General features: G+C 59.0%; 23 protein-coding genes. 14 read left to right on the top strand and 9 right to left on the bottom strand.

Annotated features, from left to right (window positions below; genetic code table 11):
• Positions 1-386 precede the first annotated feature (386 nt).
• On the bottom strand, positions 387-1,763 hold the full coding sequence (locus tag NL64_RS04960; protein ID WP_034147046.1) for an L-serine ammonia-lyase: 1,377 nt from the start codon (positions 1,761-1,763) through the stop codon (positions 387-389).
• 135 nt (positions 1,764-1,898) lie between these two features.
• On the opposite strand from NL64_RS04960, the gene NL64_RS04955 reads away from it, so the two are divergent.
• The 8 genes from NL64_RS04955 (at position 1,899) to NL64_RS04920 (ending at position 10,205) form a co-directional block, all read left to right on the top strand.
• Positions 1,899-2,846: a LysR substrate-binding domain-containing protein gene (locus NL64_RS04955; protein ID WP_034147045.1), complete on the top strand. Its 948-nt coding sequence runs from the start codon at positions 1,899-1,901 to the stop codon at positions 2,844-2,846.
• Positions 2,847-3,060: 214 nt separating this feature from the next.
• Complete coding sequence (locus NL64_RS04950; RefSeq protein WP_034147044.1) at positions 3,061-3,471, top strand: HPF/RaiA family ribosome-associated protein; 411 nt, start codon at positions 3,061-3,063, stop codon at positions 3,469-3,471.
• Positions 3,472-3,793: 322 nt separating this feature from the next.
• A complete protein-coding gene (locus NL64_RS04945; RefSeq protein ID WP_034147043.1) occupies positions 3,794-4,099 on the top strand; it encodes a hypothetical protein in 306 nt (101 codons plus the stop codon).
• Positions 4,096-5,676 (top strand): PepSY-associated TM helix domain-containing protein, encoded by a 1,581-nt coding sequence (locus NL64_RS04940; RefSeq protein WP_034147042.1) that lies wholly within the window; start codon positions 4,096-4,098, stop codon positions 5,674-5,676. Before NL64_RS04945 ends, NL64_RS04940 begins: the two co-directional genes overlap by 4 nt.
• Positions 5,677-6,003 (top strand): DUF3325 domain-containing protein, encoded by a 327-nt coding sequence (locus NL64_RS04935; protein WP_034147041.1) that lies wholly within the window; start codon positions 5,677-5,679, stop codon positions 6,001-6,003. It begins immediately after the preceding gene.
• 4 nt (positions 6,004-6,007) lie between these two features.
• Positions 6,008-6,595: an RNA polymerase sigma factor gene (locus tag NL64_RS04930; RefSeq protein WP_034147111.1), complete on the top strand. Its 588-nt coding sequence runs from the start codon at positions 6,008-6,010 to the stop codon at positions 6,593-6,595.
• Positions 6,592-7,581: a FecR family protein gene (locus tag NL64_RS04925; protein ID WP_034147040.1), complete on the top strand. Its 990-nt coding sequence runs from the start codon at positions 6,592-6,594 to the stop codon at positions 7,579-7,581. Before NL64_RS04930 ends, NL64_RS04925 begins: the two co-directional genes overlap by 4 nt.
• Positions 7,582-7,778: 197 nt before the next feature.
• Positions 7,779-10,205: a TonB-dependent siderophore receptor gene (locus tag NL64_RS04920; protein WP_034147039.1), complete on the top strand. Its 2,427-nt coding sequence runs from the start codon at positions 7,779-7,781 to the stop codon at positions 10,203-10,205.
• A 123-nt stretch (positions 10,206-10,328) separates the two neighbouring features.
• On the opposite strand, the gene NL64_RS04915 is transcribed toward NL64_RS04920, so the two are convergent.
• Positions 10,329-11,204 (bottom strand): helix-turn-helix domain-containing protein, encoded by an 876-nt coding sequence (locus tag NL64_RS04915; RefSeq protein WP_034147038.1) that lies wholly within the window; start codon positions 11,202-11,204, stop codon positions 10,329-10,331.
• 276 nt (positions 11,205-11,480) lie between these two features.
• Here NL64_RS04915 and NL64_RS04910 point away from each other — a divergent pair, with 276 nt between their 5' ends.
• On the top strand, positions 11,481-12,383 hold the full coding sequence (locus NL64_RS04910; RefSeq protein WP_034147037.1) for a DMT family transporter: 903 nt from the start codon (positions 11,481-11,483) through the stop codon (positions 12,381-12,383).
• A gap of 29 nt (positions 12,384-12,412) precedes the next feature.
• On the opposite strand, the gene NL64_RS04905 is transcribed toward NL64_RS04910, so the two are convergent.
• Together NL64_RS04905 and NL64_RS04900 are read right to left on the bottom strand one after the other, a co-directional pair.
• Entirely contained in the window at positions 12,413-12,922 is a 510-nt protein-coding gene (locus tag NL64_RS04905) for a DUF2165 domain-containing protein (protein WP_034147036.1), read from the bottom strand.
• Between the two features lie 175 nt (positions 12,923-13,097).
• Positions 13,098-14,072: a 2-hydroxyacid dehydrogenase gene (locus NL64_RS04900; RefSeq protein WP_034147035.1), complete on the bottom strand. Its 975-nt coding sequence runs from the start codon at positions 14,070-14,072 to the stop codon at positions 13,098-13,100.
• A gap of 201 nt (positions 14,073-14,273) precedes the next feature.
• On the opposite strand from NL64_RS04900, the gene NL64_RS04895 reads away from it, so the two are divergent.
• On the top strand, positions 14,274-14,531 hold the full coding sequence (locus NL64_RS04895; RefSeq protein ID WP_034147034.1) for a hypothetical protein: 258 nt from the start codon (positions 14,274-14,276) through the stop codon (positions 14,529-14,531).
• Positions 14,532-14,688: 157 nt separating this feature from the next.
• On the opposite strand, the gene NL64_RS04890 is transcribed toward NL64_RS04895, so the two are convergent.
• The 5 genes from NL64_RS04890 to norR all read right to left on the bottom strand — a co-directional run bounded on the left by NL64_RS04890 (position 14,689) and on the right by norR (position 19,228).
• Positions 14,689-15,438, bottom strand: a complete 750-nt coding sequence (locus NL64_RS04890) for a YkgJ family cysteine cluster protein (RefSeq protein WP_034147033.1) — start codon at positions 15,436-15,438, stop codon at positions 14,689-14,691.
• A gap of 83 nt (positions 15,439-15,521) precedes the next feature.
• A complete protein-coding gene (locus NL64_RS04885; RefSeq protein WP_034147032.1) occupies positions 15,522-15,842 on the bottom strand; it encodes a hypothetical protein in 321 nt (106 codons plus the stop codon).
• A gap of 146 nt (positions 15,843-15,988) precedes the next feature.
• Complete coding sequence (locus NL64_RS04880) at positions 15,989-16,450, bottom strand: GNAT family N-acetyltransferase (RefSeq protein WP_034147110.1); 462 nt, start codon at positions 16,448-16,450, stop codon at positions 15,989-15,991.
• Positions 16,451-16,475: 25 nt separating this feature from the next.
• Entirely contained in the window at positions 16,476-17,378 is a 903-nt protein-coding gene (locus NL64_RS04875) for a chemotaxis protein CheV (RefSeq protein WP_034147031.1), read from the bottom strand.
• Positions 17,379-17,677: 299 nt separating this feature from the next.
• Entirely contained in the window at positions 17,678-19,228 is a 1,551-nt protein-coding gene (gene norR / locus NL64_RS04870; protein ID WP_034147030.1) for a nitric oxide reductase transcriptional regulator NorR, read from the bottom strand.
• A 156-nt stretch (positions 19,229-19,384) separates the two neighbouring features.
• Here norR and hmpA point away from each other — a divergent pair, with 156 nt between their 5' ends.
• The 4 genes from hmpA (at position 19,385) to cyoB (ending at position 25,102) form a co-directional block, all read left to right on the top strand.
• Complete coding sequence (hmpA, locus tag NL64_RS04865; RefSeq protein WP_034147029.1) at positions 19,385-20,566, top strand: NO-inducible flavohemoprotein; 1,182 nt, start codon at positions 19,385-19,387, stop codon at positions 20,564-20,566.
• A gap of 228 nt (positions 20,567-20,794) precedes the next feature.
• Positions 20,795-21,304, top strand: coding sequence for a disulfide bond formation protein B (locus NL64_RS04860; protein WP_034147028.1), 510 nt, complete (start codon positions 20,795-20,797; stop codon positions 21,302-21,304).
• A gap of 828 nt (positions 21,305-22,132) precedes the next feature.
• On the top strand, positions 22,133-23,068 hold the full coding sequence (gene cyoA, locus NL64_RS04850; protein WP_034147026.1) for a ubiquinol oxidase subunit II: 936 nt from the start codon (positions 22,133-22,135) through the stop codon (positions 23,066-23,068).
• Between the two features lie 3 nt (positions 23,069-23,071).
• The gene (gene cyoB / locus NL64_RS04845) at positions 23,072-25,102 is read left to right on the top strand and encodes a cytochrome o ubiquinol oxidase subunit I (protein ID WP_034147025.1); all 2,031 of its coding nucleotides are present in this window, start codon (positions 23,072-23,074) and stop codon (positions 25,100-25,102) included.
• Positions 25,103-25,105 lie beyond the last annotated feature (3 nt).

The raw sequence follows: 25,105 nt of genomic DNA, 5'->3' as shown, positions 1-25,105 counted from the left end.
TCACCGCCTGATTGAACGTGCAGTTGTTGACGGCCGTGATCGGGATTAGTTCGCAACTCCAGACCATCGGCCTTTTCCTGGCCACATCGCCATCATCGTTTTTGCGCAATCGATTTCGTGCAGGAGCTGCCGCAGGCTGCGGCAGCTCCTGCAGGAGGTGTAGCAAGGGACATGCCGGAAAGATTGTCGGACAATCAAGGGCGTGAAAATAACGTGGGCGCTATATCGGATTCGCGTGCGCTTACCCCTGTAGGAGCCGGTTTGCTGGCGATAGCGCATTAATAGTCGATACAAATTTCAACTGATGAACCGCCATCGCCTGCAAGCCGGCTCCTACAAGTTTTGCCCGTTCCAGGGCAATTCGCTTGGGCGTGCCTCCTAAGCGATCAGCACTCCACCCAGTTCACTGCCAGGCCGCCCCGTGACGTTTCCTTGTATTTGTCGTGCATGTCGGCGCCGGTATCGCGCATGGTGCGGATCACCCGATCCAGCGAAATAAAGTGTTTGCCGTCGCCACGCAGGGCCATTTGCGTGGCATTGATCGCCTTCACGGCGGCAATCGCGTTGCGCTCGATGCAGGGCACTTGCACCAGGCCGCCGACAGGGTCGCAGGTCAGGCCGAGGTTGTGTTCAAGTCCGATTTCAGCGGCGTTCTCCAATTGCTCCGGCGTTGCGCCGAGCACGTCCGCCAATCCGGCGGCGGCCATGGCGCAGGCCGAGCCAACTTCGCCCTGACAGCCGACTTCAGCACCGGAGATCGAAGCATTTTTCTTGCAGAGAATGCCGACGGCTGCCGCGCCGAGGAAGAACGCCACGACGTCATCGTCCGACGCGTCCGGGTTGAATTTCATGTAGTAGTGCAGCACCGCCGGAATGATCCCTGCCGCGCCGTTGGTCGGTGCCGTCACCATGCGCCCGCCGGCGGCGTTTTCTTCGTTGACGGCGAGGGCGAACAAGTTCACCCACTCCATGGCCGACAGGGTCGATGTGATGACGTTCGGCTTGCCGATTTCCAACAGGCTGCGGTGCAATTTCGCCGCGCGGCGCGGCACATTCAGACCGCCGGGCAAGATCCCTTCGTGTTCCAGTCCTTGCTCGACGCATTCGCGCATTACCGACCAGATGTTCAGCAGGCCCTGGCGGATTTCTTCGTCACTGCGCCAGGCCCGTTCGTTGGCCATCATCAGTTCGGAAACCCGTAGTCCGTGCTGATTGCAGAGCTTGAGGAGTTCGGCGGCGCTGGAAAAATCGTACGGCAGCACAACGTCGCTGGCGGGTGCAACACCGGATTCGGCCTCGGCGGCTTCGATGATGAAACCCCCGCCGACCGAGTAGTACGTCTGCTCGAACAGTTCGCCGGTTTCGCCAAAGGCCGTCAGGGACATGGCGTTGGGGTGGTAGGGCAAACTCTCGTCGAGCAGCAGGAGATCGCGCGACCAGTTGAAGGCAATGGTTACTTGGCCTGCCAGAGACAGTTCACCGGTTTCACGCAGGGTTTGGATACGGCTGTCGATGGTGCTTGGATCGATACGATCCGGCCATTCGCCCATCAAGCCCATGACACAGGCGCGGTCGGTGGCGTGACCGACACCCGTGGCCGACAGGGAGCCGTAGAGGCGGATTTCTACTCGTCGAACGTCAATGACCAACCGCTGGTCAACCAGCGCTTGGGCGAAGGTCGCAGCGGCACGCATCGGACCAACTGTATGGGAGCTGGATGGACCGATGCCGACTTTGAAGAGATCGAAAACACTGATAGCCATGCTAAAGCCTATTCCTGCAATGGAAGATAAATCGCTGCCATTTCTGTAGGACAAGCGCACTTTCAGCGATACTGCCTCTCTCGGTCCTACGTGACCAACGAAACTTCCTAAGACAGCCTTTAGCAGGACTAAACGATGAGCCGTCAATTGCACGCCCAGACTTATGTGTGGCTGCAGGTGTTTTCCTGCGCCGCGCGGCACTTGTCGTTCACCCGTTGCGCTGAAGAGCTGCACATCACGCCCGGAGCGGTCAGCCAGCAGATCCGCCAACTGGAAGAGCGCTTGGGTTTTCGCTTGTTTCATCGGCGGGCGCGGGGAGTGGAGCTGAGTGCCGAAGGCCAGCGGTTGGCCGTTACCGTCAACGAGGCCTATGGCAGCATCGATGCGGAGTTGCGCCGGCTGGATGCCGGCATGATCAGCGGCACGTTGCGGGTGCGGTCGATTCCGTCGTTCCTGAGCAAGTGGCTGACTCCGCGCCTGCCGCGTTTGCAGCAGCGTTTCCCGGACATTCAACTGCGCCTGGTGGCCGAGGACAGCAGCGTGCCGTTGCACGAGGGCGACTTCGATCTGGCCATCGACCTGAACGACGGCAGCTACCCCGGATTGTTATCCACAGCCTTGCTCGACGAGCAGATTTTCCCAGTGTGTGCGCCGGGGCTGTTGCGCGGTCGTCCGCCCTTGCATGGGCCGGCGGACCTGATGCATTTCCCGCTGCTGCACGACATCACCGCCTGGCGCGGCAGTTACGAATACGCGGAATGGGAGTTCTATCTGAATGCCATCGGCTTCGAAGGCGCGGATGTTCGGCGTGGACACACCTTCAATCGCAATCACTTGACCATCGAAGCGGCCATCGCCGGGATGGGCGTGGCGATTGCGCGGCGAACGCTGCTCAACGATGAGCTGGAGCGCGGGGCGTTGATCGTGCCGTTTGGTTTGGCGGTACCCAATCACAAGCGCTACATGGTGCTTTATGCGCCGGGTGCGCTGAGCCATCCGGGCGTGCGTGCGGTGCATGACTGGCTGGTGGAAGAAGCGGGGATTTTTCGTGGCTTGCACCCGCTGGCGGACCAGCAGATGTGAGAATTTGTGACAGAGAAGCTGGGCGACTCAACTCCCGACCTTAACAGCGCTTTTGCCGGTTGTCCGGCTTTTTTTGCGATTACAAATTTATCTTTTTTTAGGGGTTGAATTGTTCAGCGTACAGACCGATTGTGTAAACAAGAGGTCACGGTGATGACGCCCAAGGGCTTAGCTGACCGGCCTCTCGCGAGCTAGCTGAAATAAGGGATGAACTATGCAAATCCAAGTCAATAGCGATAACCATATTCAAAGCAGCATCCGACTGGAGGAGTGGGTACGTACTACCATTGAGAGCACGCTCGAACGATACGAAGAAGACCTGACTCGTGTCGAGGTACACCTGAGGGACGAGAACGGCGACAAGCCCGGTCCCCACGATTTGCGCTGCCAACTGGAAGCGCGGCCAAAAGGCCACCAACCGATTTCTGTCACCCATAAAGCCGCCAGCCTGGAACTGGCGATCGATGGAGCCGCCGAGAAACTCGAGCATGCGCTGGAACATCTGTTCGGCAAATTGCGAGGCAAACCACGCGCCGCCGTGGTGCCGTTCGAGCGCAGGGCTCATGCCGATGTGCTACTGGAAGAAGAGTTTCTTGAAAACGAACAGGCTGCGCAAAACGGCTGAAGCCTGATTCACTTTTTACCTTCCCACTCAAACGGGCCTGCATTGCAGGCCCGTTTTGTTTCTGAAGTTCGTTGATACCCCTGAGGGAGCTTGCTCCCGCTCGACTGCGCAGCAGTCGCAAGCCCGGCTAATCAGATTTACCTGACACAACGCGCTGGATGTTTTTGGGGGGCGCTCGCACCCCCAGCGGGAGCGAGCTCCCTCACCACTGATTTAGCGATCAATCATCCGCTTCTTTTGCGTATGAGAATATTTATCATTAATATTGCGCCTTGCTGGCCCGTGACGTTCATGCGGCCTCACCCGGTTTCAAGGTCGCGACATGAAAGCCAAAAGCGCCACGCTCCCCGTTTCCTATCGACTGGCGGTCACTTCGCGGGTGCTGGCGGCTGTGTTCGGCGGGTACTTCGTGACGGCGTTGGCCAGCGTTTGCCTGACGCTTTGGGTACCCATGGCCCGCACCGAAGCGGTAGTGACCGGAATGATGAGCTCGTTCTTGGTCTATCTGGTGGCGGTGATCTGGTGTTTCGCCTGTCGCACGGCTTGGCGGGCCTGGTTCGGGTTGATCGCGACGAGCCTGGTATTGACGGCGGCAGCGGGGCTGGCGTACTGGATGGAACGGTCATGAAAGAGGGCTTTCGCCAGGCGATGGCCTGGTTGCACACCTGGGCCGGTTTGACCTTCGGCTGGTTGCTGTTTGCGATTTTTCTGACTGGCACGCTCGCCTATTTCAAGGACGAGACCAATCACTGGATGCAGCCGGAAATCCCTGCGCGTTCGGTGACTTCCGAAGCCAGCCTGACGCTGGCTCAAGGCTATCTCCAGCAAAACGCCCCAAATGCCTCGCGCTGGATCATCGATTTGCCCGACTCCCGTGAGCCCGGTCTTTCGGTGCGCTGGCAGCAAACCCCGGCCAAACCCGGCGAGCGCGGCCAGCTCACGGAAAAACTCCTCGACCCACAAACCGGCAGTGAAGTGCACGGCAGGGATACGCGCGGCGGCGAGTTCTTCTACCGCTTCCACTTTCAGCTGCAAATGCCTTATCCGTGGGGCCGCTGGCTGTCGACTATCGCAGCCATGGTGATGTTCGTCGCGCTGATCAGCGGGATCATCACCCATAAGAAAATCTTCAAGGACTTTTTCACCTTCCGTCCACGCAAGGGCCAGCGCTCCTGGCTCGACGGGCACAACGCGGTAGGCGTGCTGGTGCTGCCGTTTCACCTGATGATCACCTATAGCAGCCTGGTGATTTTCATGTCCATGGTCATGCCGGCAAGCATCCTGGCCTCGTACAAAGGTGATGCGCAGGCGTTCTTCAGTGAGGTGTTTCCCGCGGGCAATACCGCAAAAGCCTCCGGCGACGTTGCGCCGTTGTTGCCATTGGCGCCGTTGCTGGAAAAGGCTCGCGAGCAGTGGTCGGGCGGGCGAGTCGGACGATTGACCGTGAACAATCCGGGCGATGCGAATGCCACGGTGGTGCTGGCCCGCGATGGCGCGGATCGCGTGGTTCACGACCTTGGTAGCGCCGTGACCTTCAACGGTGTGACTGGTCAATTGCTGGGTGCGACACCTGAACAAGCGTTACCGATGGCGATTGCCGGCAGTTTCTACGGCTTGCACATGGGCCATTTCGCCGGGCCGGTGTTGCGCTGGCTGTACTTTATTTGCGGGCTGGCGAGCACGGCGATGATCGGCACCGGGCTGGTGATCTGGCTCGGCAAGCGTCAACTCAAGCACGCCAAGAGCGGCGTGATGCCGTTCGAACTGCGATTGGTGGAAGTGCTGAACATCGCCAGCATGTCGGGTCTGGTGGTCGCGGTGGCGGTGTTCTTCTGGGCTAACCGTTTGCTGCCGGTCGACCTGGACGGCCGGGCGGATTGGGAGGTCAACAGCTTCTTTATCGTCTGGGGCCTGTGCCTGCTGCATGCCATGCTCCGGCGCGGTCGTACCGCGTGGGTGGAGCAACTGGCGCTGGCGGCGTTGCTGTTTGCTGCGGTGCCGTTGTTGAACGCCGTGACCACGCCGTATCACTTGGGCGTGACGCTGGTCCAGGGCGATTGGGCCATGGCCGGTTTCGATCTGGCGTGCCTGGGAAGCGGTCTGTTCCTCGGTTGGGCGGCGTGGAAAATGCAGCGCGCCGGACAGCCTGAACTCACCGGCCAGCAACGTGCGCGCGCCGTCATCCCAGAGCAGGAGGCGAACTGAATGCTGCTCGCCTGTTTGCTCTGCTACGGCGCGTTCACTGCGCTCTGCTTATCCATGGATCGACATCATGCTGATCTGCTGGGGCGCAAACTTTCACCGCGCCTGCGCCCATGGCTGAAGCTCGCGGGCTGGTTGCTGCTTGCCTTGTCGTTGTGGGCGGCAGTGTCGAGCACCGGTTGGGGGCTGGGACTGGTGGAGTGGTGCGCGGTGTTGATGCTCAGTGCCTTGCTTCTGGTGTTGCTGATGCCCTATCGCCCGCGTCTGGCGTTGTCGCTGGCCGGGTTGAGCCTGGTGGCCAGCCCGATTGCCGCGTTGGCGCAGTTTTGAATCGATGATCAGTCGTCCGCCCCGACTCTGTGAAAAAGAGCCCTGTGAAGGTGAGCGCGATGAACCGCGCGGCGACCGTGCGCATTTTCTCCAGGTGTTCCTCTCGCAACGGTCGCAAATGGAAGCGCTGGTGAGTCGCCGCGTGGGGTGCCGGGCGACCGCCGCGGACCTGGTGCAGGACTTGTTCCTGCGTTTCTGGCGACGGCCGCTGGTGCAGGTCGAAGAGCTCAGCACCTACCTGTTGCGCTGCGCCGGCAACATCGCCATCGATCATTTACGCAGTGAAGGCACGCGGGTCCGCGCCAACGAAGGCTTGATGGCGGAACCGTCGGACAGCGCAGGCAGTGAGCCGCAAGCGGCGTTGGAGGCGGGCAACGATTTGCGTCATGTCGAAGCGGCATTGCGTGCATTGCCCGAGCGCACGCGGCAGATCTTTTTGCTCAATCGCATCCATGGCCGCAAATACGCTGAAATCGCCAAGGCCATGGACCTGTCACAAAGTGCCGTGGAAAAACATATGATGCGCGCGCTCGAGGCCTGCAAGGCCAGCCTGCGGGAACCCGACCCGCGCATGCCAGGGAAAGCACTGTGAACAACTTGGAACGCGTCACCCCGACGCCGGCTCAGGAGCAGGCTGCGCTGGCCTGGCTGAGTCTCTTGCATGACCAGCCGAGCAGCGGCGATCAGGCCACGTTCAGCCAGTGGTTGCAGGCTGACCCGGCCCATGCCGAGGCGTATGCCCGTGCGCAGGTGCTATGGGAATTGAGCGAAGGGCCGGCGCGCACGCTCGCCGATGAAGACGCATTGGCTCTGCAGGGTTACCTCAATGCGATGAACCGCTCACGCCGCGGCAGTGTCCGGCGTTGGTCCGCAGCGCTGGTTATGGCTGCGTGTTTGCTGCTGATGGTCAGCCTCGGCAGCGGTTGGCAGCCATCGCGCTGGATCGACGATCTGGGCGCCGATTATGTGTCGGCGCCGGGGGAAATCCGCACCGTCATTTTGGCCGATCAGTCGCAAGTTACTCTTGATGCCGATAGTGCAATTGCCGTGGATTTCAGTCGTGGTGAGCGGCATGTGCAGGTGCGTCGCGGTGCCGGATTTTTCAGCGTGACCCATACTGGCGAGCCGTTTGTGGTGGATGCCGAGAACGGCCAGGCGCGGGTGTTGGGCACGCAGTTTGAGGTGCGCCTGCGGCCCCATGGGGCGCAGGTCACGGTGTTGTCTGGTCGGGTTGGCGTAACGGCTGGCAAGAATGCCGAGCAGCAAATTCTCACCGCTGGCCAGCAAGTGGCGTACGGCGAAGGCTCAGCGGAAAAGCTTCACGCGGTGGACAGCGAAGCGCAGTTGGCATGGCGTCAAGGGTGGCTCAATTACTACAAGGCGACACTGGCCGATGTGGTGGAGGATTTACGCCGCTATCACCCGGGGCGGATCGTGTTGCTTGACGATGAACTGGCCCAGCGCCGGGTCAGCGGCAGCTTTCCGAGCAAGGACCCGCAAGCGGTGCTGAATTCTTTGCAGGGGGTATTGGGGTTTGAACAGCATCAGGTGTTGGGGCGTCTGATTATTCTGCGCTGAGGCAAAATCAAAAGATCGCAGCCTTCGGCAGCTCCTACATGGAACACGTCCCCTGTAGAAGCTGCCGAAGGCTGCGATCTTTTGATCCTCCCAAAATATTTTCAACTTTCTGCTGAGGTAAAACCGAGCGCCATCCGTGTAGTGACTGAAACTGCGAGTCATTCGCATCCGTTGCGGTTCTACACAGGTCATGAGTGATGAAGTCCAGGGCAAAATCGGGTTCGGTCAAACAATGGTTGGGTGTTTCTGCGTTGAGCTTCTCGGCGTTGGCGTTGCTGCCGCTGAATGTGGCGATGGCGGCAGAAACCAGTGCCCAGGAACGCACACAGTTCAGCTTTTCGATGGCCGCCCAACCACTGCCCCAGGCCCTGAGCGACTTCAGCCGCATCACCGGCATCAGCGTGGTCTACACCGATGAAGCGCCTTACGGCATCACTGCCCCGGCCGTCAGCGGGCAGTTCAGCGCCGAACAGGCGATGCAGCGTTTGCTCGCCGGTTCAGGTTTCACCTTCCGTCGTACCGACGGCCACACGTTGGTGCTGGAACCGCTGCCCACCGAAGGCGCCTTGAACCTGGGCGCGACCACCATTACTTCAGTGATGGATCAGTCGACGAGCTACCAGCCGCCCGACACCAGTTCGGTGATGCGCACTTCGGCATCGCTTCAGGAAATTCCGCAGACCGTCAACATTGTCCCGGCCCAGGTCATCCGCGATCAGACGCCGCGCAACCTCGACGATGCGCTGGCCAACGTCAGTGGCATCACCCAAGGCAACACACTGGGCAGCACTCAGGATTCGGTGATGACCCGCGGCTTCGGCGACAATCGCAACGGTTCGATCATGCGCGACGGTATGCCGATCGTGCAGGGCCGTGGCATGAATGCCACGGTGGATCGGGTCGAAGTGCTCAAGGGCCCCGCCTCGTTGCTCTACGGGATTCAGGATCCGGGCGGCGTGGTCAATATGGTCAGCAAGAAACCTGAGCTTGAGCAGTACAACGCGTTGACCGTGCGTGGCTCGACCTATGGCGAAGGCAAGAACGGCAGCGGCGGTACCTTCGACAGCACCGGCGCATTAGGGCAGTCCGGGCTGGCCTATCGCATGGTGCTGGACCACGAAGACGAAGATTACTGGCGCAACTACGGTGTGCATCGCGAGACTTTGGTGGCGCCGTCGCTGGCCTGGTTCGGCGAAAACACCAAGCTGTTATTCGCCTATGAGCACCGTGAATTCCTGACCCCGTTCGACCGTGGCACGGTGATCGACCCGCGCGACAATCATCCGCTGGACATCCCTCGCGATCGCCGGCTCGACGAGCCCTTCAACAACATGGAAGGGCGTTCCGACCTGTATCACTTCGAAGCCGATCACCAACTCAACGACAACTGGAATGCGCACTTCGGCTACAGCTGGAACCGCGAAACCTACGACGCCAGCCAAGTGCGCGTGACAGCCATCGACACCAATAAAGGCACCCTGACCCGCAGCATGGACGGCACCCAGAATGCGCTCAGCACCGACCGCTTCACCACGGCCAGCCTTGAAGGCAACGTCGATGTCGCGGGCATGCGCCATGACGTTGTGTTCGGCATCGATGACGAGTACCGCAAGATTTACCGCGAAGACCTGATCCGCCAGAAAAGCCTGACCACGTTCAGTTATCTCAATCCGGTGTATGGCCGTGAAGTCGCCGGCACCACGGTCAGCCCGGCCGACAGCGCGCAGACTGACAAACTGCGTAGCGATTCGGTGTTTCTGCAGGACTCGATCCATCTCACCGACCAATGGATCCTGGTGGCCGGTGGACGTTTCCAGGAGTACGACCAGTACGCGGGTAAGGGTGTGCCGTTCAAGGCCAACACCGACAGCAACGGCCAGAAATGGGTGCCGCGCGCGGGGCTCGTTTATCGCTACACCGATGAGTTGTCGTTCTACGGCAGCTACACCGAATCGTTCAAACCCAACTCGACCATCGCGCCATTGAGTGGCAGCAGCACGGTGCTCGACGGCAGCGTTGCGCCGGAAGAAGCCAAGTCCTGGGAAGTCGGCGCCAGGCTCGATATGCCGGGTCGCGTCACGGGTAACGTCGCCTTGTTCGACATCAAGAAACGCAACGTGTTGGTAGCTAATTCGGAAGGCCCGGTGACGATCTACAGTGCTGCTGGCGAGGTGCGCTCCCGAGGTCTGGAACTGGATTTGAGCGGCCAGCTCAGCGAGCGCTGGAGCATGATCGGCAGCTACGCCTATACCGATGCCGAAGTGACAGAAGACCCGGACTACAAAGGCAAGAAACTGCAAAACGTTGCGAAGAACAGCGGCTCATTGTCGGTGGTGTACGACTTCGGCTCGGTCATCGGTGGCGATCAGTTGCGGGTCGGCGCGGGCGCGCGTTATGTCGGGGAGCGGGCGGGTAATGCGGTGAACGATTTCGAGCTGCCGAGCTACACCGTCGCCGATGCGTTCGCCACGTACGACACTCAACTCGACGGGCAGCGGGTCAAGTTCCAACTCAATGTGAAGAACCTGTTCGACCGCACGTACTACACCTCGGCGGCGAGCCGGTTCTTTGTGTCGATGGGCGATTCGCGGCAGGTGACGTTGTCGAGCACGTTGGAGTTTTGACTTTAAACCGCGTCATCGTTCATCGCTGGCAAGCCAGCTCCCACAGGGTTTGCGTCGACACAAAAACCTGTGGGAGCTGGCTTGCCAGCGATGGCGGCCTTGCAGGCACTGAAAATCTCAGCGCTAGCGCAAAAACGCCTGCCGATATTCCCCCGGCGTCCCACCCAACGCCTGCCGGAACCGATTGGTAAAGTGACTGGCACTGGCAAACCCGCAGGCCAGCGCAATCTCTCCCAACGGCTGCGATGTCGAGCGCAACAACTCCCGCGCCCGGCTCAGACGCCGCGCCAATACATACTGATGCGGCGGCAAGCCGAAGCTCTCCCGGAACATCCGCGCGAAGTGGTATTCCGACAGTGAACACAACGCCGCCAATTGTCCCAAGCTGATGGCCTCAGCCAATTGGCTGTCGATGTACTCCACCAACAGCCTTCGTTGATGCGCGGCCAGGCCACCCTTTAGGCGCAGGCCCTGACGGCTGCTGACCTGACTCAGCAAGGCATGGCTGAGCATCTCATGGGCCAGGCTGCTGGTCAGCACACGCTCACCCGGCTCGTCCCAGTTGAGGCTGATCAACTGCCTGAAGCGTGATGCTTGCTGCGGGTCATCCAGAAAGGTTTGCTCACGTAGCTGCACTTCTCGTGGTTCGCGATCGAGCAGCGTGACGCAGCCAAGGGCAAATTGTTCGGGGCTGAAATACAGGTGCGCCAGGCGAATGTCGCCATTGATCACCCAGCCGGACTGATGGTCGGCCGGCAGGATGCACAGTTTGTCCGGGCCGCCCTTGTTGCCGGGCTGGTCGCGACGGAAAGTCCCGGTGCCGCCGGCGATGTAGCAGGACAGGGTATGGTGGCTTGGCGCTTCGTAATCCTGCGCGTCGTGATGGTTGCTCCACAAAGCTGCGGACAAGCCGTCACCAAGCTCGGCGCTGTGCTCGAGGCGAGCATTGGGCGAGCGGTTAAGGGCTTGAAAGACTTGTAGCGTTTCCAGTGCGGCCATGATTGTTGCTCTCTAACACCTGCATCCAACGCCTTGCATCCTACTCCGTAGACCTCTGCGTGCCAGCCCGTCGCCTGACAAAAGCGCAAGTTTATGCAAGTGCGTGCGCGTTTGGCGCAGCACACTGAATCCTCGACCAGGCAGGGCTTTGTGGCGAGGGAGCTTGCTCCCGCTTGAGTGCGTAGCGCTCACAAAAGGGCCGCAGCGCAGCCCAACGCGAGCAAGCTCGCTCGCTACAAAAGCAATCTGCCATGCCTCATTTTGGGAGCCCTTGCCATGAACCTTTCTTTGTACCTGCTGACCGTGCTGATCTGGGGCACCACCTGGATCGCCCTGAAATGGCAACTGGGTGTGGTGGCGATTCCGGTGTCGATCGTTTATCGCTTCGGCCTCGCCGCGCTGGTGCTGTTCGTGATGTTGCTGCTCAGCCGCAAGCTGCAAGTGATGAACCGTCGCGGACATCTGATCTGCCTGGCGCAAGGTTTGTGCCTGTTCTGCATCAACTTCATGTGTTTCCTGACGGCCAGCCAGTGGATTCCCAGCGGTTTGGTGGCCGTGTTGTTCTCCACCGCGACCCTGTGGAACGCGCTCAATGCGCGGGTATTCTTCGGCCAGAAAATCGCCCGCAATGTGCTGATGGGCGGCGCGTTGGGCCTGTCGGGCTTGGGTCTGCTGTTCTGGCCTGAACTCGCGGGCCACACGGCCAGCCCGGAAACCCTGCTCGGTCTGGGCCTGGCGTTGCTCGGCACCTTGTGTTTCTCGGCGGGCAACATGCTCTCGAGCCTGCAACAGAAAGCCGGGCTCAAGCCGCTGACGACCAACGCCTGGGGCATGGCCTACGGCGCGGCAATGCTGTCGGTGTGGTGCCTGGTCAAAGGGATTCCGTTCGACATGGAATGGAATGCCCGCTACATCGGCTCACTGCTGTATCTGGTCATCCCGGGCTCAGTCATCGGTTTTACCGCCTACCTGACCCTCGTCGGGCGCATGGGGCCGGAGCGTGCCGCCTACTGCACCGTGTTGTTCCCGGTGGTGGCGCTCAATGTGTCGGCGTTTGCCGAGGGCTATCAGTGGACTGCTCCGGCGCTGGTGGGGCTGGTACTGGTGATGATGGGGAACGTGCTGGTGTTTCGTAAGCCCAAGGCACCCATAGTGGCAGGTACTGGCAAGCTGGCTTGAAACCGCGTCAGGGTCGAAAGTGTTCGCCTTCAGTTTTCGATCCTGATCGCCAGATATATCAGTGCAGGCAACATGAAGCCGACTATATGTCTGGCCCAATCCTTGTAACTCCACTGTAGCGATTCGTCCATGTTGAACCATTCAATCCCGATAACTTGAAAGCAGACGTAATAGAGAAATAGCGCAATCAATAATCCAATGATCGCGAATTTTTTGGCTTCGTGGAACGCTGTCGCGTTAGTGTTCATGTTCTTGAATAGTTGGATGGTTCCCATTGTGCAAAATACTGTAAACATGACTTCAAGTGTAATGATGAGCCAGTAGATGCGATGATGCATCATTGGCGAGTTGATTGCGCGATGAGCGTATTTATGACCGTCGCGTGTCGTGTCCATGCTCAGGATGTGAGCCAGATACTCATAGTTGGTAGCGTAATCGGTAACGTTGCTGTACATCATCAATATGCCGAAGAAACTGATAAACAACATTATGCTGGCCTTACTGATCTTGATGGCCTGGCTGGTAGTAAGTTTGTTCAACGTGTTGTTCTCCAAAGCCGATTAATATCGGAGTGATTAGTCTGGAGAGTTTATATCGCGGGTTGTTTGTCAGGTGCTGAACTGAGTTGCAAGGTATGTAGGGGGTATATAAAATTTGGTAAGGATGGATTCTTGGTTAACGGGCAGGCGTATATAACGCCTGCCCGTTTTTATTTTAGCCTTTCCAGACTTGCGGATTGACCAGATCCTGCGGTCGTTGACCCAGCAAGGCACTTCGCAAGTTGGCAAGGGCACGGTTTGCCATTGCGTCGCGAGTTTCATGGGTGGCCGAACCGATGTGTGGCAAGGTCACGGCGTTTTTCAGTTGGAACAATGGAGACTCGGCCAGCGGTTCCTTTTCGTAAACGTCCAGGCCAGCGCCGCGAATTCGGTTGTTTTGCAGTGCTTCGATCAGCGCTGGTTCGTCTACCACCGGGCCTCGGGCAATGTTCACCAGAATGGCACTGGGCTTCATCAACGCCAGTTCGCGATGGCTGATCAGGTGTTTGGTTTTTTCGCTGAGTGGCACCACCAGGCAGACGAAATCGGCTTCGGCCAACAGTTGATCCAGGCTGCGGAACTGCGCACCCAACTCCTGTTCCAGTGCAGTCTTGCGGCTGTTGCCGCTGTAGATGATCGGCATGTTGAAACCCAGGCGACCGCGACGGGCAATCGCCGCACCGATGTTGCCCATGCCGACGATGCCCAGGGTTTTCCCGTGCACATCGCTACCGAACAATGGCGCACCAACGGTGGCTTGCCATTGACCCGCCTTGGTCCAGGCGTCGAGTTCGGCCACACGTCGGGCGCTGCTCATCAGCAAGGCGAAGGCCAGGTCGGCGGTGCTTTCGGTGAGCACATCGGGCGTGTTGGTCAGCATGATTCCGCGTTCACTGAGGTACGCGACGTCATAGTTGTCGTAGCCCACCGAAACGCTCGACACCACTTCCAGATTGGATGCGTTCTCCAGTTGCGCACGGCCGAGTTTGCGGCCGACGCCGATCAAGCCGTGCGCGTGGGGCAAGGCTTCGTTGAACTGGGCGCTGATGTCACCGTTTTTCGGATTCGGCACGATGACGTCGAAGTCTTGTTGCAGGCGTTCGACCATTTCAGGCGTGACGCGGCTGAAGGCGAGGACAGTCTTTTTCATGGGAGGCAGGGCTCGTCGGGCGGTGGAGATTACTTAGCAAGCTACTAGCTTCAAGCGGCAAGCTGCAAGTTAAAAGCCGTCCCTCATCGCTTTTAACCAGAAGCTTGCTGCTTGAAGCTTGTAGCTGCCGTTCCGCTATACTGTCCGCCTTTCGTGGCTCGCTGACCGGGCCCGACACTTTACGTATCACCCGGAGCTTTCATGACTTCCCCGAAACAACCGCCGGTCGCCGACACCTTGAGCGACGAGCAGGCAGAGCTGCCAGACAGCGTCGACTCCAGCGCCGACAGCGAAACCAAAGCCGAAATCCCGGCATTCAAGTTCCCGTTCAAACCGGGCGAACTGGCCGCTGGCAAGAACTCCAATCAGCCGTGGTACAAGAACGGCGCCAAGAACGGCCACACCAAGACCCCGGGTATGGCGCCTCCGGGGACTCGTCGTTCGATGGGTAAGCGCTAAAGTTCAAATTGTGCGGTGATGGTGCTGCCGTCATCGCGGGCAAGCCCGCTCCCACAGGGGATCGTGGTTGTACACAACATCTGTGCTCACCGACGAACCCTTGTAGGAGCCGGGCTTGCCCGCGATGAAGCCATCACAGGCGATAAATCCCTCGGGCTCAAACCGCCCGCAACGAAATAAACGCGTAGTTCACCGGCACATCCGTCGCCACTTGCGCGCCGGCTGCAAGTAACTGCCCAGCGATATCGCCACCCGAGACATGGAACAGCCATTCGTTGTCCCACTGCGGTAATGGCTGCCCGGCCAAGTCGTCGATGATCTTGGCAAACTTGCTCATATCCGGCAGATAAGCGGTAAACCCATCGCCCTTCAGCGCCGTCGTCCGAATCCCCAGCGACGCGCAAATCGCCACCTTCGCTTGAATATCATCGCGATCCGCTTGACGCGAGCGCTGGATCAGCTCCGACAGTTCCCGGTCCACTAGCTCGCCGCCAACAATCAGCTCCGGTCCTTTTTCCCACGACTCTGACGGGCATTCCTTGATGTCCGGGTTGAGGGGGATGTGCGGATTGATTTCCATCGGGTAAATGCGGCACACCAGGGGGCGGCGTTCGTAGATGCGGCAGAGGTTGTCTTCGTCAAGATTCCGACAGGCACCGACGTTGTAGGCGGCAAAGGTGATAGCGACGTAGGCATCCGCATTGGCGCTGCGAACCCGCGCCGAACGGCGTAGCGCATGTTCTCGTTGTTGTGCCGGCAGCCCCAGTCCGGTGCCCAGAAAACCCTCCACCAGCACGATCACCTGGCCACCATCGGCCGCCCACATCCGGACTTCAGGCAGGGTCAGGGGCACATGGTGATCATTGCAGCATTTGCCACAGCCAACGCAGGAAAACCTTGTATTCATTGAGCAGTCAGTCGCTTTCAAAGGCATTAAACGGCGACAGAATTCCACCGCGAAGGTGGCTGTTGAAGCAACTTATGCGCCAGTCATTGCGCCTTGGCAGTTGGGCGGATGGAGTCCCACTCGGTGATAAAAGCGGTTTTGCTTTTCTTGTTGTAGAGGCACAGCTCGGTGCCTTGCTGGCCTTTCATGTGTTTTTGCGGGTACTGCCCTTGCAGCAGGAGTGCGGTGTAACCGACCCGGTCATCGAACTGAGCGGCGTCGCCAACGGGTTTCACATTCTTCAGGCCACTGGCCTTGGTGCAACTGGCGAGCACGGTTTTGTCGTAGGCGGCCCAGGCGTCGGGGCTGGAGGCGTGGGCCAGGGGGGCGATGAGGCAAAGGAAGGTAAGGGTTGCGGCTTTCATTGATCAGGCATCCTTGGAGGGTAATGGCCAAGGTTGGAGTATGCCTCAGGGGATATTTTCTGAGGGCCATCGCCAAGATCGCATCCTTCGGTAGCGCCTACAGGAGAATGCATTCCAACGTAGGAGCTGCCGAAGGCTGCGATCTTTTAGCGGGTCGGAACCAGCTCCCGGCGGACTACATACATCCCGACACTTTCATACAATCGCCGCGCCCGCTCGTTGTCCTCCAGCACCTTCAAATCCACATATCCTTCCCGGCGTTGTTGAAACAACCTGAATGCATTCAACAGCAGAGCGCGTCCCAGGCCTTGCCCTTGGGCGCGAGGATGCACCACCAGGTTCTTGATGTAGGCACTGGTCCAGCACTGACACACGGCAACGATGCCTTCGGCATCCAGGGCGATGAAGCACAGGCCAGGATCGTACTCCGGATCGGTTTCAAAACGCTGCTGCCAGACATCCAGCTCCGATACCCGACCGCCGCCCTCCCGGTAACCCATTTCCATCAGGTGGTGCACCGAAGCCGCAAGTTCAGGTCGGTATTCGGACAATTGAATGCCGGTTGGCCAAGTGATTGGCGGCACAACCTCAGCCAGGTTGCGCCGCATCAGAAAGCAAAAGTCCGCGGCCAACTCAGTATCCTTGTTCGGTCACAGCTTTGGCTGCTGTGATCAGGCACTGGGTCAGCTCGGGCGAAGAGAATTTGGTCAGCACCGCGTTCGCGCCGGCCAGGCGGGCCTTTTCGCTGTTCATTGCGCTGTCCAGAGAGGTGTGCAGCAACACATAGAGGTGCGCGAAGTCCGGGGTTTCGCGCAGGGTACGAGTGAAGGCGTAGCCATCCATCTCGGACATTTCGATATCGGAGACGATCAGGTTGATCTGCTGGGCCGTACCTTGCAGATCCAGCAGGCAATCGATGGCTTCCTTGGCGCTGCGCGCGGTGTGGCATTGCAGGCCGAGATTGCGCAGGGTGTGCACCGATTGTTGCAGGGCGACCTGGCTGTCATCGACCACCAGAATTCGCGCGCTGCCCAGTATTTCGGCATCTTCCATGCTGAGTTCGGTCGGGGCCGTTTCAATCTGCGCCGGGGCGATGCCGTGGATGACTTTTTCGATGTCCAGCACTTGCACCAGCGTGCCATCGACCGACGTCACGCCGGTGATGTACGAGCGCCCGCCGCCCGAGCCGAAGGGCGGCGGGCGGATGTCGGTGGTCAGGCAGTGGACGATCTTGCTGACCGCTTGAACGTGCAAGCCCTGCTTGGAGCGACTGACATCGGTGACGATCAGGCAGCCACCGTTCGGGTCTTCCAGAGGACGCTCGCCGATGGCGCGGCTGAGGTCGATCACCGACAAGGAGGTTCCGCGCAACGTGGCGATGCCTTTGACGTGAGGGTGCGACTCCGGGAGTTTGGTCAGCGGCGGGCAGGGGATGATTTCACTGACCTTGAGCAGGTTGATCGCCATCAACTTGCCACTGCGCAAGGTGAACAGCAGAAGCGAAAGTGAATCTGCGCGGGCTTTGGTGGAGGACATAAAAACCTTCTATGGAAAAAGGTGATGGTCGACCGCAAGGATCGCCAACAGCTATCAATGCCGGGTTATCGACTTGTCGGGGGCAGGCTTTAGGTCAATTACCCATCGACAACCGAACCAGTAGGAGCCGGCTTGCTGGCGATGGCGTTTTCAAAGGCGCCATCGCCAGCAAGCCGGCTCCTACGAAAAGCGATTCACACCATGCAGGGATCCAAGGCAGATCAAAAGATCGCAGCTTGCGGCAGCTCCTACAGGGATCGCGTTTCTCTGTAGGAGCTGCCGAAGGCTGCGATCTTTTCTTACTTCATCCCCAATCGCTTGGCCATCCGCCCAAGATTCGCCCGGTCCAAGCCTAGCTCACGGGCCGCGCTCGCCCAGTTGTTGTGGTGCCGTTCCAGGCACGCACCGATCAAGTGGCGCTGATAGTTTTCGGTCGCCTCGCGCAAATCACCTGTTACCAATGCCATTGCGGCGGCGGTCGGTTGTTCGGCGGTGACTTCGATGCTGCCGTTGGGCAGATCGAGGTCGGCGGCACTCAAGCTGAGAATCTTCGGGCGTTCCTTGCAATTGCCCAGCGCCTTGAGGGCGCTGCGGCCGATCAAGTGTTCCAGTTCCCGGACGTTGCCGGGCCAGTCGTAACTCAACAGCGCAGCCTGGGCGTCGGCGTTCAGGCGCAGGCTGTTGAGGCCCATGCGCGAACGGTTCTGCTCCAGAAAGTAGCCGCTGAGCAACAGCACATCCCGCCCGCGATCACGCAGGGCCGGCACCAATAACGGATAAACGCTGAGGCGGTGATAGAAGTCGGCGCGGTAACGGCCGCTGCGCACTTCCTCGGCCAGGTCTCGGTTGGTCGCGGCGATCAGTCGTACGTCGACCTGATGCTCCTTGTCCGAACCCAGGCGCTGCAGTTGGCCGCTCTGCAGGACACGCAACAATTTGGCCTGCACTGTCAGCGACAGTTCACCCACTTCATCGAGAAACAGCGTGCCGCCATTGGCCAGCTCAAACTTGCCGCGTCGATCATTCATCGCCCCGGTGAAGGCGCCGCGCACATGACCGAATAGCTCGCTCTCCACCAGCGTGTCCGGTAACGCGGCGCAATTGAGGCTGATGATCGGCTTGTCGGCGCGGGGCGAAGCGGCGTGGATGGCCTGGGCCACCAGTTCCTTGCCGACCCCGGTTTCCCCGGTGATCAACACGGTCAGGTCGCTGCCGCCCACCAGATTGATTTCTTCCACCAGGCGTTTGTGCGCCTTGCTCTGGCCGATCATTTCGCGGTTCTGCTGACCGCTGGCCTGGCGGTAGACCTCGGCACGCTGATGCTCGTCTTCGACGCGATTGTTCAGGCGTTCGATGCGCTCGGCGGCATTAACAGTGGCGGCGGCGAGGCTGGCGAAGGCTTCCAGGGCATCCAGTTCGATCGGCTCGAACTGCTCCGGATCCAGGGCATCGAGGGTTAAAAGGCCCCATGGACGCTCATCTATAAACAGAGGGCAACCCATGCAGTCGTGGACTTCCAGATGGTCATCCAGGCCATCGACCAAGCCGTCATAAGGATCGGGCATGTCGCTGTCGGCGGCGAAACGGGTCGGGCCTGTGCTGCTGAGTAGCGCCTCGAAACGCGGGTGTTCACTGACTTTGAAACGTCGTCCGAGGGTGTCGGTACTCAACCCGTCGACGGCCAGCGGCACCAGCCATTCGCCGTCGAGGCGCAGCAGGGCGGCGGCATCGCAGGGGAGCAGGGCGCGCATGGCTTCCAGCAGACGCCGGTAGCGCTCGCCCTCGGGGAGTTCGCGGGACAGGTCGGAGACCAGTGGCAACAGAGCTGTGAGCAGGGATTTTGCAGTCATAGTGACTCCATGTAGTCGGTGTGACTATAAAGCAGCCTGTGTCGATATGACTATCTGTGTTTTAAGTTATTGATTTATAACAATATTAAAACTGGCACGGAACCTGATAAGCATAGGGCAATAGTTAAGAAACCCTCGTTGCTCAGGAGTCACTTTATGCTTAGCGTCCAAGACCGTGCCATCGTCAAATCCACTGTGCCGCTGCTGGAAAGCGGTGGCGAAGCCCTGATCACTCACTTCTACCGCATGATGCTCTCCGAGTATCCGCAAGTTCGCCCGCTGTTCAACCAGGCTCACCAGGCCACGGGTGACCAACCACGTGCCCTGGCCAACGGCGTACTGATGTATGCGCGCCACATCGACCAGCTCGACCAGTTGGGCGACCTGGTGGCCAAGATCATCAACAAACACGTCGCCCTGCAGATTCTGCCGGAGCATTACCCGATTGTCGGCACTTGCCTGCTGCGTGCCATCGCCGAAGTGTTGGGCGAAGAAATCGCCACCCCGGAAGTCATCGCGGCGTGGGGTGCAGCTTATGGTCAACTGGCGGACATTCTGATCGGCGCCGAAAAAAGCATCTACGACCAGAAAGAACAAGCACCCGGCGGCTGGCGCGGGGCGCGGGAATTCATCGTCGCGGCCAAGGTCGAGGAAAGCGCGGAAATCACCTCGTTCTACTTCGAACCGGCTGACAAAGGTCCAATTCTGGCGGCAGAGCCAGGCCAGTACATCGGCATGAAACTGATCCTCGATGGCGAAGAAATTCGTCGTAACTACTCGCTGTCGGCCTTGGCCAACAAGGGCCAGTACCGCATCAGCGTCAAACGTGAAGCGGGCGGTCGCGCCTCCAATCACCTGCACGACGAGTTGCACGTAGGTTCGAGCATCCAGCTGTTTCCGCCATCGGGCGAGTTCACCCTGACCGCCAGCGAAAAACCGCTGGTGCTGATCAGTGGCGGCGTCGGCATCACCCCGACCTTGGCGATGCTCGAAGCGGCGCTGGAAACCGAGCGCCCGGTGCACTTTATCCACTGCGCCCGCAACGGCAGCGTTCACGCCTTCCGCGACTGGATCGACGGCTTGGCCGAGCGTCACCCGCAACTCAAGCGCTTCTACTGTTATGCCGAAGATGACGGTGTCAGCCCGGCGGCGCACAAGGTTGGTCTGTTGAGCCAGGAGCAATTGGGCGAATGGTTGCCGGCAGAGCGCGATGTTGATGCTTACTTCCTGGGGCCTAAAGGCTTCATGGCGGCGATCAAGCGTCACCTCAAAGCCTTGGGTGTGCCAGAGAAGCAAAGCCGTTACGAGTTCTTCGGGCCGGCGGCGGCGCTGGAGTAACACTACATAAAAGATCGCAGCCTTCGGCAGCTCCTACAGGATGCAATCCATCCCCCTGTAGGAGCTGCCGGAGGCTGCGATCTTTTGATCTTTCTGTTTTAAAAGTTAATCCCTTCTTAACCGTCTTGTCGTCTATTCCCTCCGACACCCGCCGATACGCGCCAGGCTCTCAAACGTCAGGGCCAGCGTGTAGACTGGCGGGCAATCGATATCTTGAAGGGAAACGCGATGAGCGAGGAAACAATGCGGTTGGGGCGTGAACGACGCTATCTGGTGTTGCTGGGCGTCATCTGCCTGGCACTGATCGGCGGCGCCCTGTACATGCAAATCGTCCTGGGCGAGGCGCCGTGCCCGCTGTGCATCCTGCAACGTTATGCCTTGTTGTTGATCGCGATTTTCGCCTTCATCGGCGCGGCCATGCGCACCCGCCGCAGCATCACAGTGTTTGAAACCCTGGTGGTGATCTGCGCGCTGGCAGGCGTCGGCGTGGCCGGGCATCACGTCTACACGCAGTTCTACCCGGCAGTGAGTTGCGGCATCGATGTGCTGCAACCGATTGTCGATGGCCTGCCGCTGGCGAAGATCTTCCCGCTGGGTTTCCAGGTCGATGGATTCTGCTCGACGCCATACCCGCCGATCCTCGGTTTGTCCCTGGCGCAATGGGCGCTGGTGGCCTTCGTATTGGTTGTGGTGCTGGTGCCGCTGCTCACTGTGCGTAATCGCAAAGCGCTGCGCTGAAGCTATTTGCCGTACTGCTGCCGTGCACATAAACGCCCCGATCCTCGATAAGAGGAGCGGGGCGTTTTTTCATTTCAGTGCCGAGGTAAAAAGAACGTGATGTGCGACAGCGAAGGGGTGCGACACGTGTGCGACATGTTGTCACATCTTTGGTGTCGCACCGAGTTTCCAAAGACGGGATTGGCACAACGTCATGGGAAGAAATTGGTCAGGTTTAGCGGTGCGCAGCATTTCACTTGCAAGGCTGGAGCAGGCAGTTTTAACAGGTGTTGGCAATTTGCCAGAGCCCTTGTCATATCGGGGCTTGGGCCGGGTGGGGGACGGCTGTCGAGCCTTCGATGCTGTCTGAATTGCGGATGGTAGGCCTACTATTTTTGGTGTTTTTGTTGAGAATCGATTTCGATAAGATGCGCCACTTTTGCGAAAATCGGTAAGCATTGTTGCCAGTTCGGATAAAAATTATTTCGGGATAAGACATGGTTTATAAAACGCTACATATCTACAATCGCCCGCACTGAATTCCCGACTCTGCTCGCTCTCACTCAGTTGCATGAGCAGAAACCGGGTGTCGAGAGGCCGGGTGGCTTCATGCGACCCCCTGGTGTCGGTGCCTCCAACTATCCGCACCAAATGGAATTGGTCTGTAACAAGGCCTTTGACCACGAATTCGAATAAGAACTCAACGCTAGCCCAGGATTTGTCGAAACGCGTCTGACGCACGACGGGCCAGCCCTTATTCAATCCAAGAAAAATGCCAACCCTTGGCAGGGTGAAGTGTTGGCGATCAAAACCCAACTGCATTGCGCAAGCTGCTTTAGAGGTCGTGAGATGAGTAAAAACAGGTACCCCAGACTACTAGGCTTATTGCCGCTGATCGGCACGTTGTTGCTGTCAGGCTGCAACATGACCTTGCTCAATCCCAAGGGCCAGGTCGGTCTGGACGAGCGAAACCTGATCATCACCGCAACGCTGCTGATGCTGTTGGTCGTGATTCCGGTCATCGTCATGACGTTCCTGTTCGCCTGGAAATACCGCGCGTCCAACACCAACGCCACCTACACCCCGAAATGGAACCACTCCACCAAGATCGAGATCGCGGTGTGGGCCGTTCCAATTCTGATCATCATTGCCCTGGGTTACGTCACCTACAAGTCGACCCACGCTCTGGACCCATACAAGCCGCTGGAATCCGACGTCAAGCCGGTGACCATCGAAGTGGTCGCGCTGGACTGGAAATGGCTGTTCATCTACCCGGAACAAGGCATCGCCACGGTCAACAAGATCGTGTTCCCGGCGCACACCCCGATCAATTTCCGGATCACTTCCGACGCCGTGATGAACTCGTTCTTCATCCCTGCGCTGGGCGGCCAGATCTACGCGATGGCGGGCATGCAGACCAGACTGCACCTGATCGCCAACGAGAACGCCGAGATGGACGGTATCTCCGCCAACTACAGCGGCGCCGGTTTCACCGGTATGAAATTCAAAGCGATCGCAACTTCCCAGGAAGATTTCGACGCCTGGGTCAGTGAAGTCAAAAAGGCACCTAAACAGCTTGAACAAGCTGAATACGCAGCCCTTGCCAAGCAGAGCCAGAACAACCCAGTCGAGCTCTACTCCTCGGTCACACCGAACCTGTTCCAGACCATCGTCGACAAGTACGAAGGCATGAAACCAGGCCCGAAAGTGAAGCACGAGAAGAAAGAGAAAGAAGTGGCCGCTACGGACATGGACTCGCATTCAGCTGCCGGGGCAGAGGAGTAAACGATGTTTGGTAAATTAAGTTGGGAAGCGGTCCCGTTCCACGAGCCGATCGTGATGGTGACCATCGCCATGATCGCGCTGGGTGGTCTGGCACTGTTTGCAGGTATCACTTATTTCAAGAAGTGGACCTATCTGTGGACCGAGTGGCTGACGTCGGTCGACCACAAGAAAATCGGCGTGATGTACATCATCGTCGCCATGGTCATGCTGCTGCGCGGCTTTGCCGACGCCATCATGATGCGTACCCAGCTGGCCATGGCCACCGAGGGTTCGCCTGGCTACCTGCCACCTGAACACTATGACCAGATCTTCACCGCTCACGGTGTGATCATGATCATCTTCATGGCGATGCCATTCTTCACCGGCCTGATGAACCTTGCAGTGCCGCTGCAGATCGGCGCGCGAGACGTTGCCTACCCGTTCCTGAACTCCCTGAGCTTCTGGCTGCTGGTTTCCGGCGTAGTGCTGATCAACCTGTCCCTGGGCGTCGGCGAATTCGCCAAGACCGGTTGGGTTGCCTATCCGCCGCTGTCGGGCCTGCAATACAGCCCGGGCGTGGGGATGGATTACTACATCTGGGCGCTACAGCTATCCGGGTTAGGTACGACGCTGACGGGGGTCAACTTCCTGGCCACCGTGCTGAAAATGCGTACCCCTGGCATGAAGCTGATGGACATGCCGATCTTCACCTGGACCTGCACCTGGGCCAACGTCCTGATCGTGGCTTCGTTCCCGATCCTGACCGCTACCCTGGCACTGCTGACGCTTGACCGTTACATGGATTTCCACATTTTCACCAATGAACTTGGTGGCAATCCAATGATGTACGTCAACCTGTTCTGGGCGTGGGGTCACCCTGAGGTGTACATCCTGATCCTGCCGGCGTTCGGCATTTTCTCGGAAGTCATCTCGGCCTTCACCGGCAAGAAACTGTTCGGCCACCACTCGATGATCTACGCATCGGGCGCGATCTCGATCCTGGGCTTCATGGTTTGGCTGCACCACTTCTTCACCATGGGTTCCGGTGCCAGCGTCAACGCCTTCTTCGGTCTGGCGACGATGCTGATTTCCATCCCGACGGGTGTGAAGCTATTCAACTGGCTGTTCACCATTTACCAGGGCCGTCTGCGCTTCACCAGCCAGGTTCTCTGGACCCTGGGCTTCATGGTGACCTTCGCCATCGGCGGCATGACCGGCGTACTGCTGGCCATCCCGGGTGCTGACTTCGTTCTGCACAACAGCCTGTTTGTGATCGCGCACTTCCATAACGTGATCATCGGCGGCGCGGTATTCGGCTACATCGCAGGTTTCGCGTTCTACTTCCCGAAAGCGTTCGGCTTCAAGCTGCACGAAGGCTGGGGTAAAGCAGCGTTCTGGTTCTGGATCTCGGGCTTCTTCGTCGCGTTCATGCCGCTCTATGCACTGGGCTTCATGGGCATGACCCGTCGTCTGAACGCCACCACCAACCCTGAGTGGGTGCCGTACCTGTACGTCGCCATGTTCGGTGCGGTGATGATCGCTGTCGGTATCGCTTGCCAGCTGATCCAGCTCTACGTGAGTGTGCGTGACCGCAAGAAGCCAGAGAACATGTGCGAACACGGCGACCCGTGGAATGCCCATACCTTGGAATGGTCGACCTCGTCGCCACCTCCGTTCTACAACTTCGCTGTGTTGCCGAAAGCCGACTGCATCGATCCGTTCACCGAAGCCAAGGAAAACGGTACCGCGTACCAGGCTCCGGCCAAGTACGAACCGATCCACATGCCAAACAACACCGCCACCGGTGTGGTCATGGGTGCTCTGTTGACCGTGTTCGGTTTCGCGATGATCTGGCACATCTGGTGGCTGGCAATCGCTAGCCTGGCCGGCACCGTGATCTACTTCGTGATCCACGCGGCCCGTGATGATCAAGGCTATATGGTGCCGGTCGACGTGATCGAGCGCATCGAAGCCGAGCAGCACAAGCGTCTGGTAGCGGCCGGGAAAGTCCCAGCCACCGCCACCCGTGTTGAAACCTCGTTGGAACAGGCTTAAACC

The organism is Pseudomonas fluorescens (assembly GCF_000802965.1).
GTDB classification, from domain to species: domain Bacteria; phylum Pseudomonadota; class Gammaproteobacteria; order Pseudomonadales; family Pseudomonadaceae; genus Aquipseudomonas; species Aquipseudomonas fluorescens_A.
This window is presented reverse-complemented; position numbering and strand designations above follow the sequence as displayed.

Excerpts from the sequence above, each read along its gene's own strand:
- hmpA (WP_034147029.1), top strand. The coding sequence starts at position 19,385 with ATGCTTAGCGTCCAAGACCGTGCCATCGTCAAATCCACTGTGCCGCTG.
- NL64_RS04875 (WP_034147031.1), bottom strand. The coding sequence starts at position 17,378 with ATGTCCTCCACCAAAGCCCGCGCAGATTCACTTTCGCTTCTGCTGTTC.
- NL64_RS04880 (WP_034147110.1), bottom strand. The coding sequence starts at position 16,450 with ATGCGGCGCAACCTGGCTGAGGTTGTGCCGCCAATCACTTGGCCAACC.
- NL64_RS04895 (WP_034147034.1), top strand. The coding sequence starts at position 14,274 with ATGACTTCCCCGAAACAACCGCCGGTCGCCGACACCTTGAGCGACGAG.
- NL64_RS04900 (WP_034147035.1), bottom strand. The coding sequence starts at position 14,072 with ATGAAAAAGACTGTCCTCGCCTTCAGCCGCGTCACGCCTGAAATGGTC.
- NL64_RS04885 (WP_034147032.1), bottom strand. The coding sequence starts at position 15,842 with ATGAAAGCCGCAACCCTTACCTTCCTTTGCCTCATCGCCCCCCTGGCC.
- NL64_RS04920 (WP_034147039.1), top strand. The coding sequence starts at position 7,779 with ATGAAGTCCAGGGCAAAATCGGGTTCGGTCAAACAATGGTTGGGTGTT.
- NL64_RS04960 (WP_034147046.1), bottom strand. The coding sequence starts at position 1,763 with ATGGCTATCAGTGTTTTCGATCTCTTCAAAGTCGGCATCGGTCCATCC.
- NL64_RS04915 (WP_034147038.1), bottom strand. The coding sequence starts at position 11,204 with ATGGCCGCACTGGAAACGCTACAAGTCTTTCAAGCCCTTAACCGCTCG.
- NL64_RS04935 (WP_034147041.1), top strand. The coding sequence starts at position 5,677 with ATGCTGCTCGCCTGTTTGCTCTGCTACGGCGCGTTCACTGCGCTCTGC.
- cyoA (WP_034147026.1), top strand. The coding sequence starts at position 22,133 with ATGAGTAAAAACAGGTACCCCAGACTACTAGGCTTATTGCCGCTGATC.
- NL64_RS04955 (WP_034147045.1), top strand. The coding sequence starts at position 1,899 with ATGAGCCGTCAATTGCACGCCCAGACTTATGTGTGGCTGCAGGTGTTT.
- NL64_RS04940 (WP_034147042.1), top strand. The coding sequence starts at position 4,096 with ATGAAAGAGGGCTTTCGCCAGGCGATGGCCTGGTTGCACACCTGGGCC.
- norR (WP_034147030.1), bottom strand. The coding sequence starts at position 19,228 with ATGACTGCAAAATCCCTGCTCACAGCTCTGTTGCCACTGGTCTCCGAC.
- NL64_RS04890 (WP_034147033.1), bottom strand. The coding sequence starts at position 15,438 with ATGAATACAAGGTTTTCCTGCGTTGGCTGTGGCAAATGCTGCAATGAT.
- NL64_RS04945 (WP_034147043.1), top strand. The coding sequence starts at position 3,794 with ATGAAAGCCAAAAGCGCCACGCTCCCCGTTTCCTATCGACTGGCGGTC.
- NL64_RS04950 (WP_034147044.1), top strand. The coding sequence starts at position 3,061 with ATGCAAATCCAAGTCAATAGCGATAACCATATTCAAAGCAGCATCCGA.
- NL64_RS04930 (WP_034147111.1), top strand. The coding sequence starts at position 6,008 with ATGATCAGTCGTCCGCCCCGACTCTGTGAAAAAGAGCCCTGTGAAGGT.
- cyoB (WP_034147025.1), top strand. The coding sequence starts at position 23,072 with ATGTTTGGTAAATTAAGTTGGGAAGCGGTCCCGTTCCACGAGCCGATC.
- NL64_RS04910 (WP_034147037.1), top strand. The coding sequence starts at position 11,481 with ATGAACCTTTCTTTGTACCTGCTGACCGTGCTGATCTGGGGCACCACC.
- NL64_RS04860 (WP_034147028.1), top strand. The coding sequence starts at position 20,795 with ATGAGCGAGGAAACAATGCGGTTGGGGCGTGAACGACGCTATCTGGTG.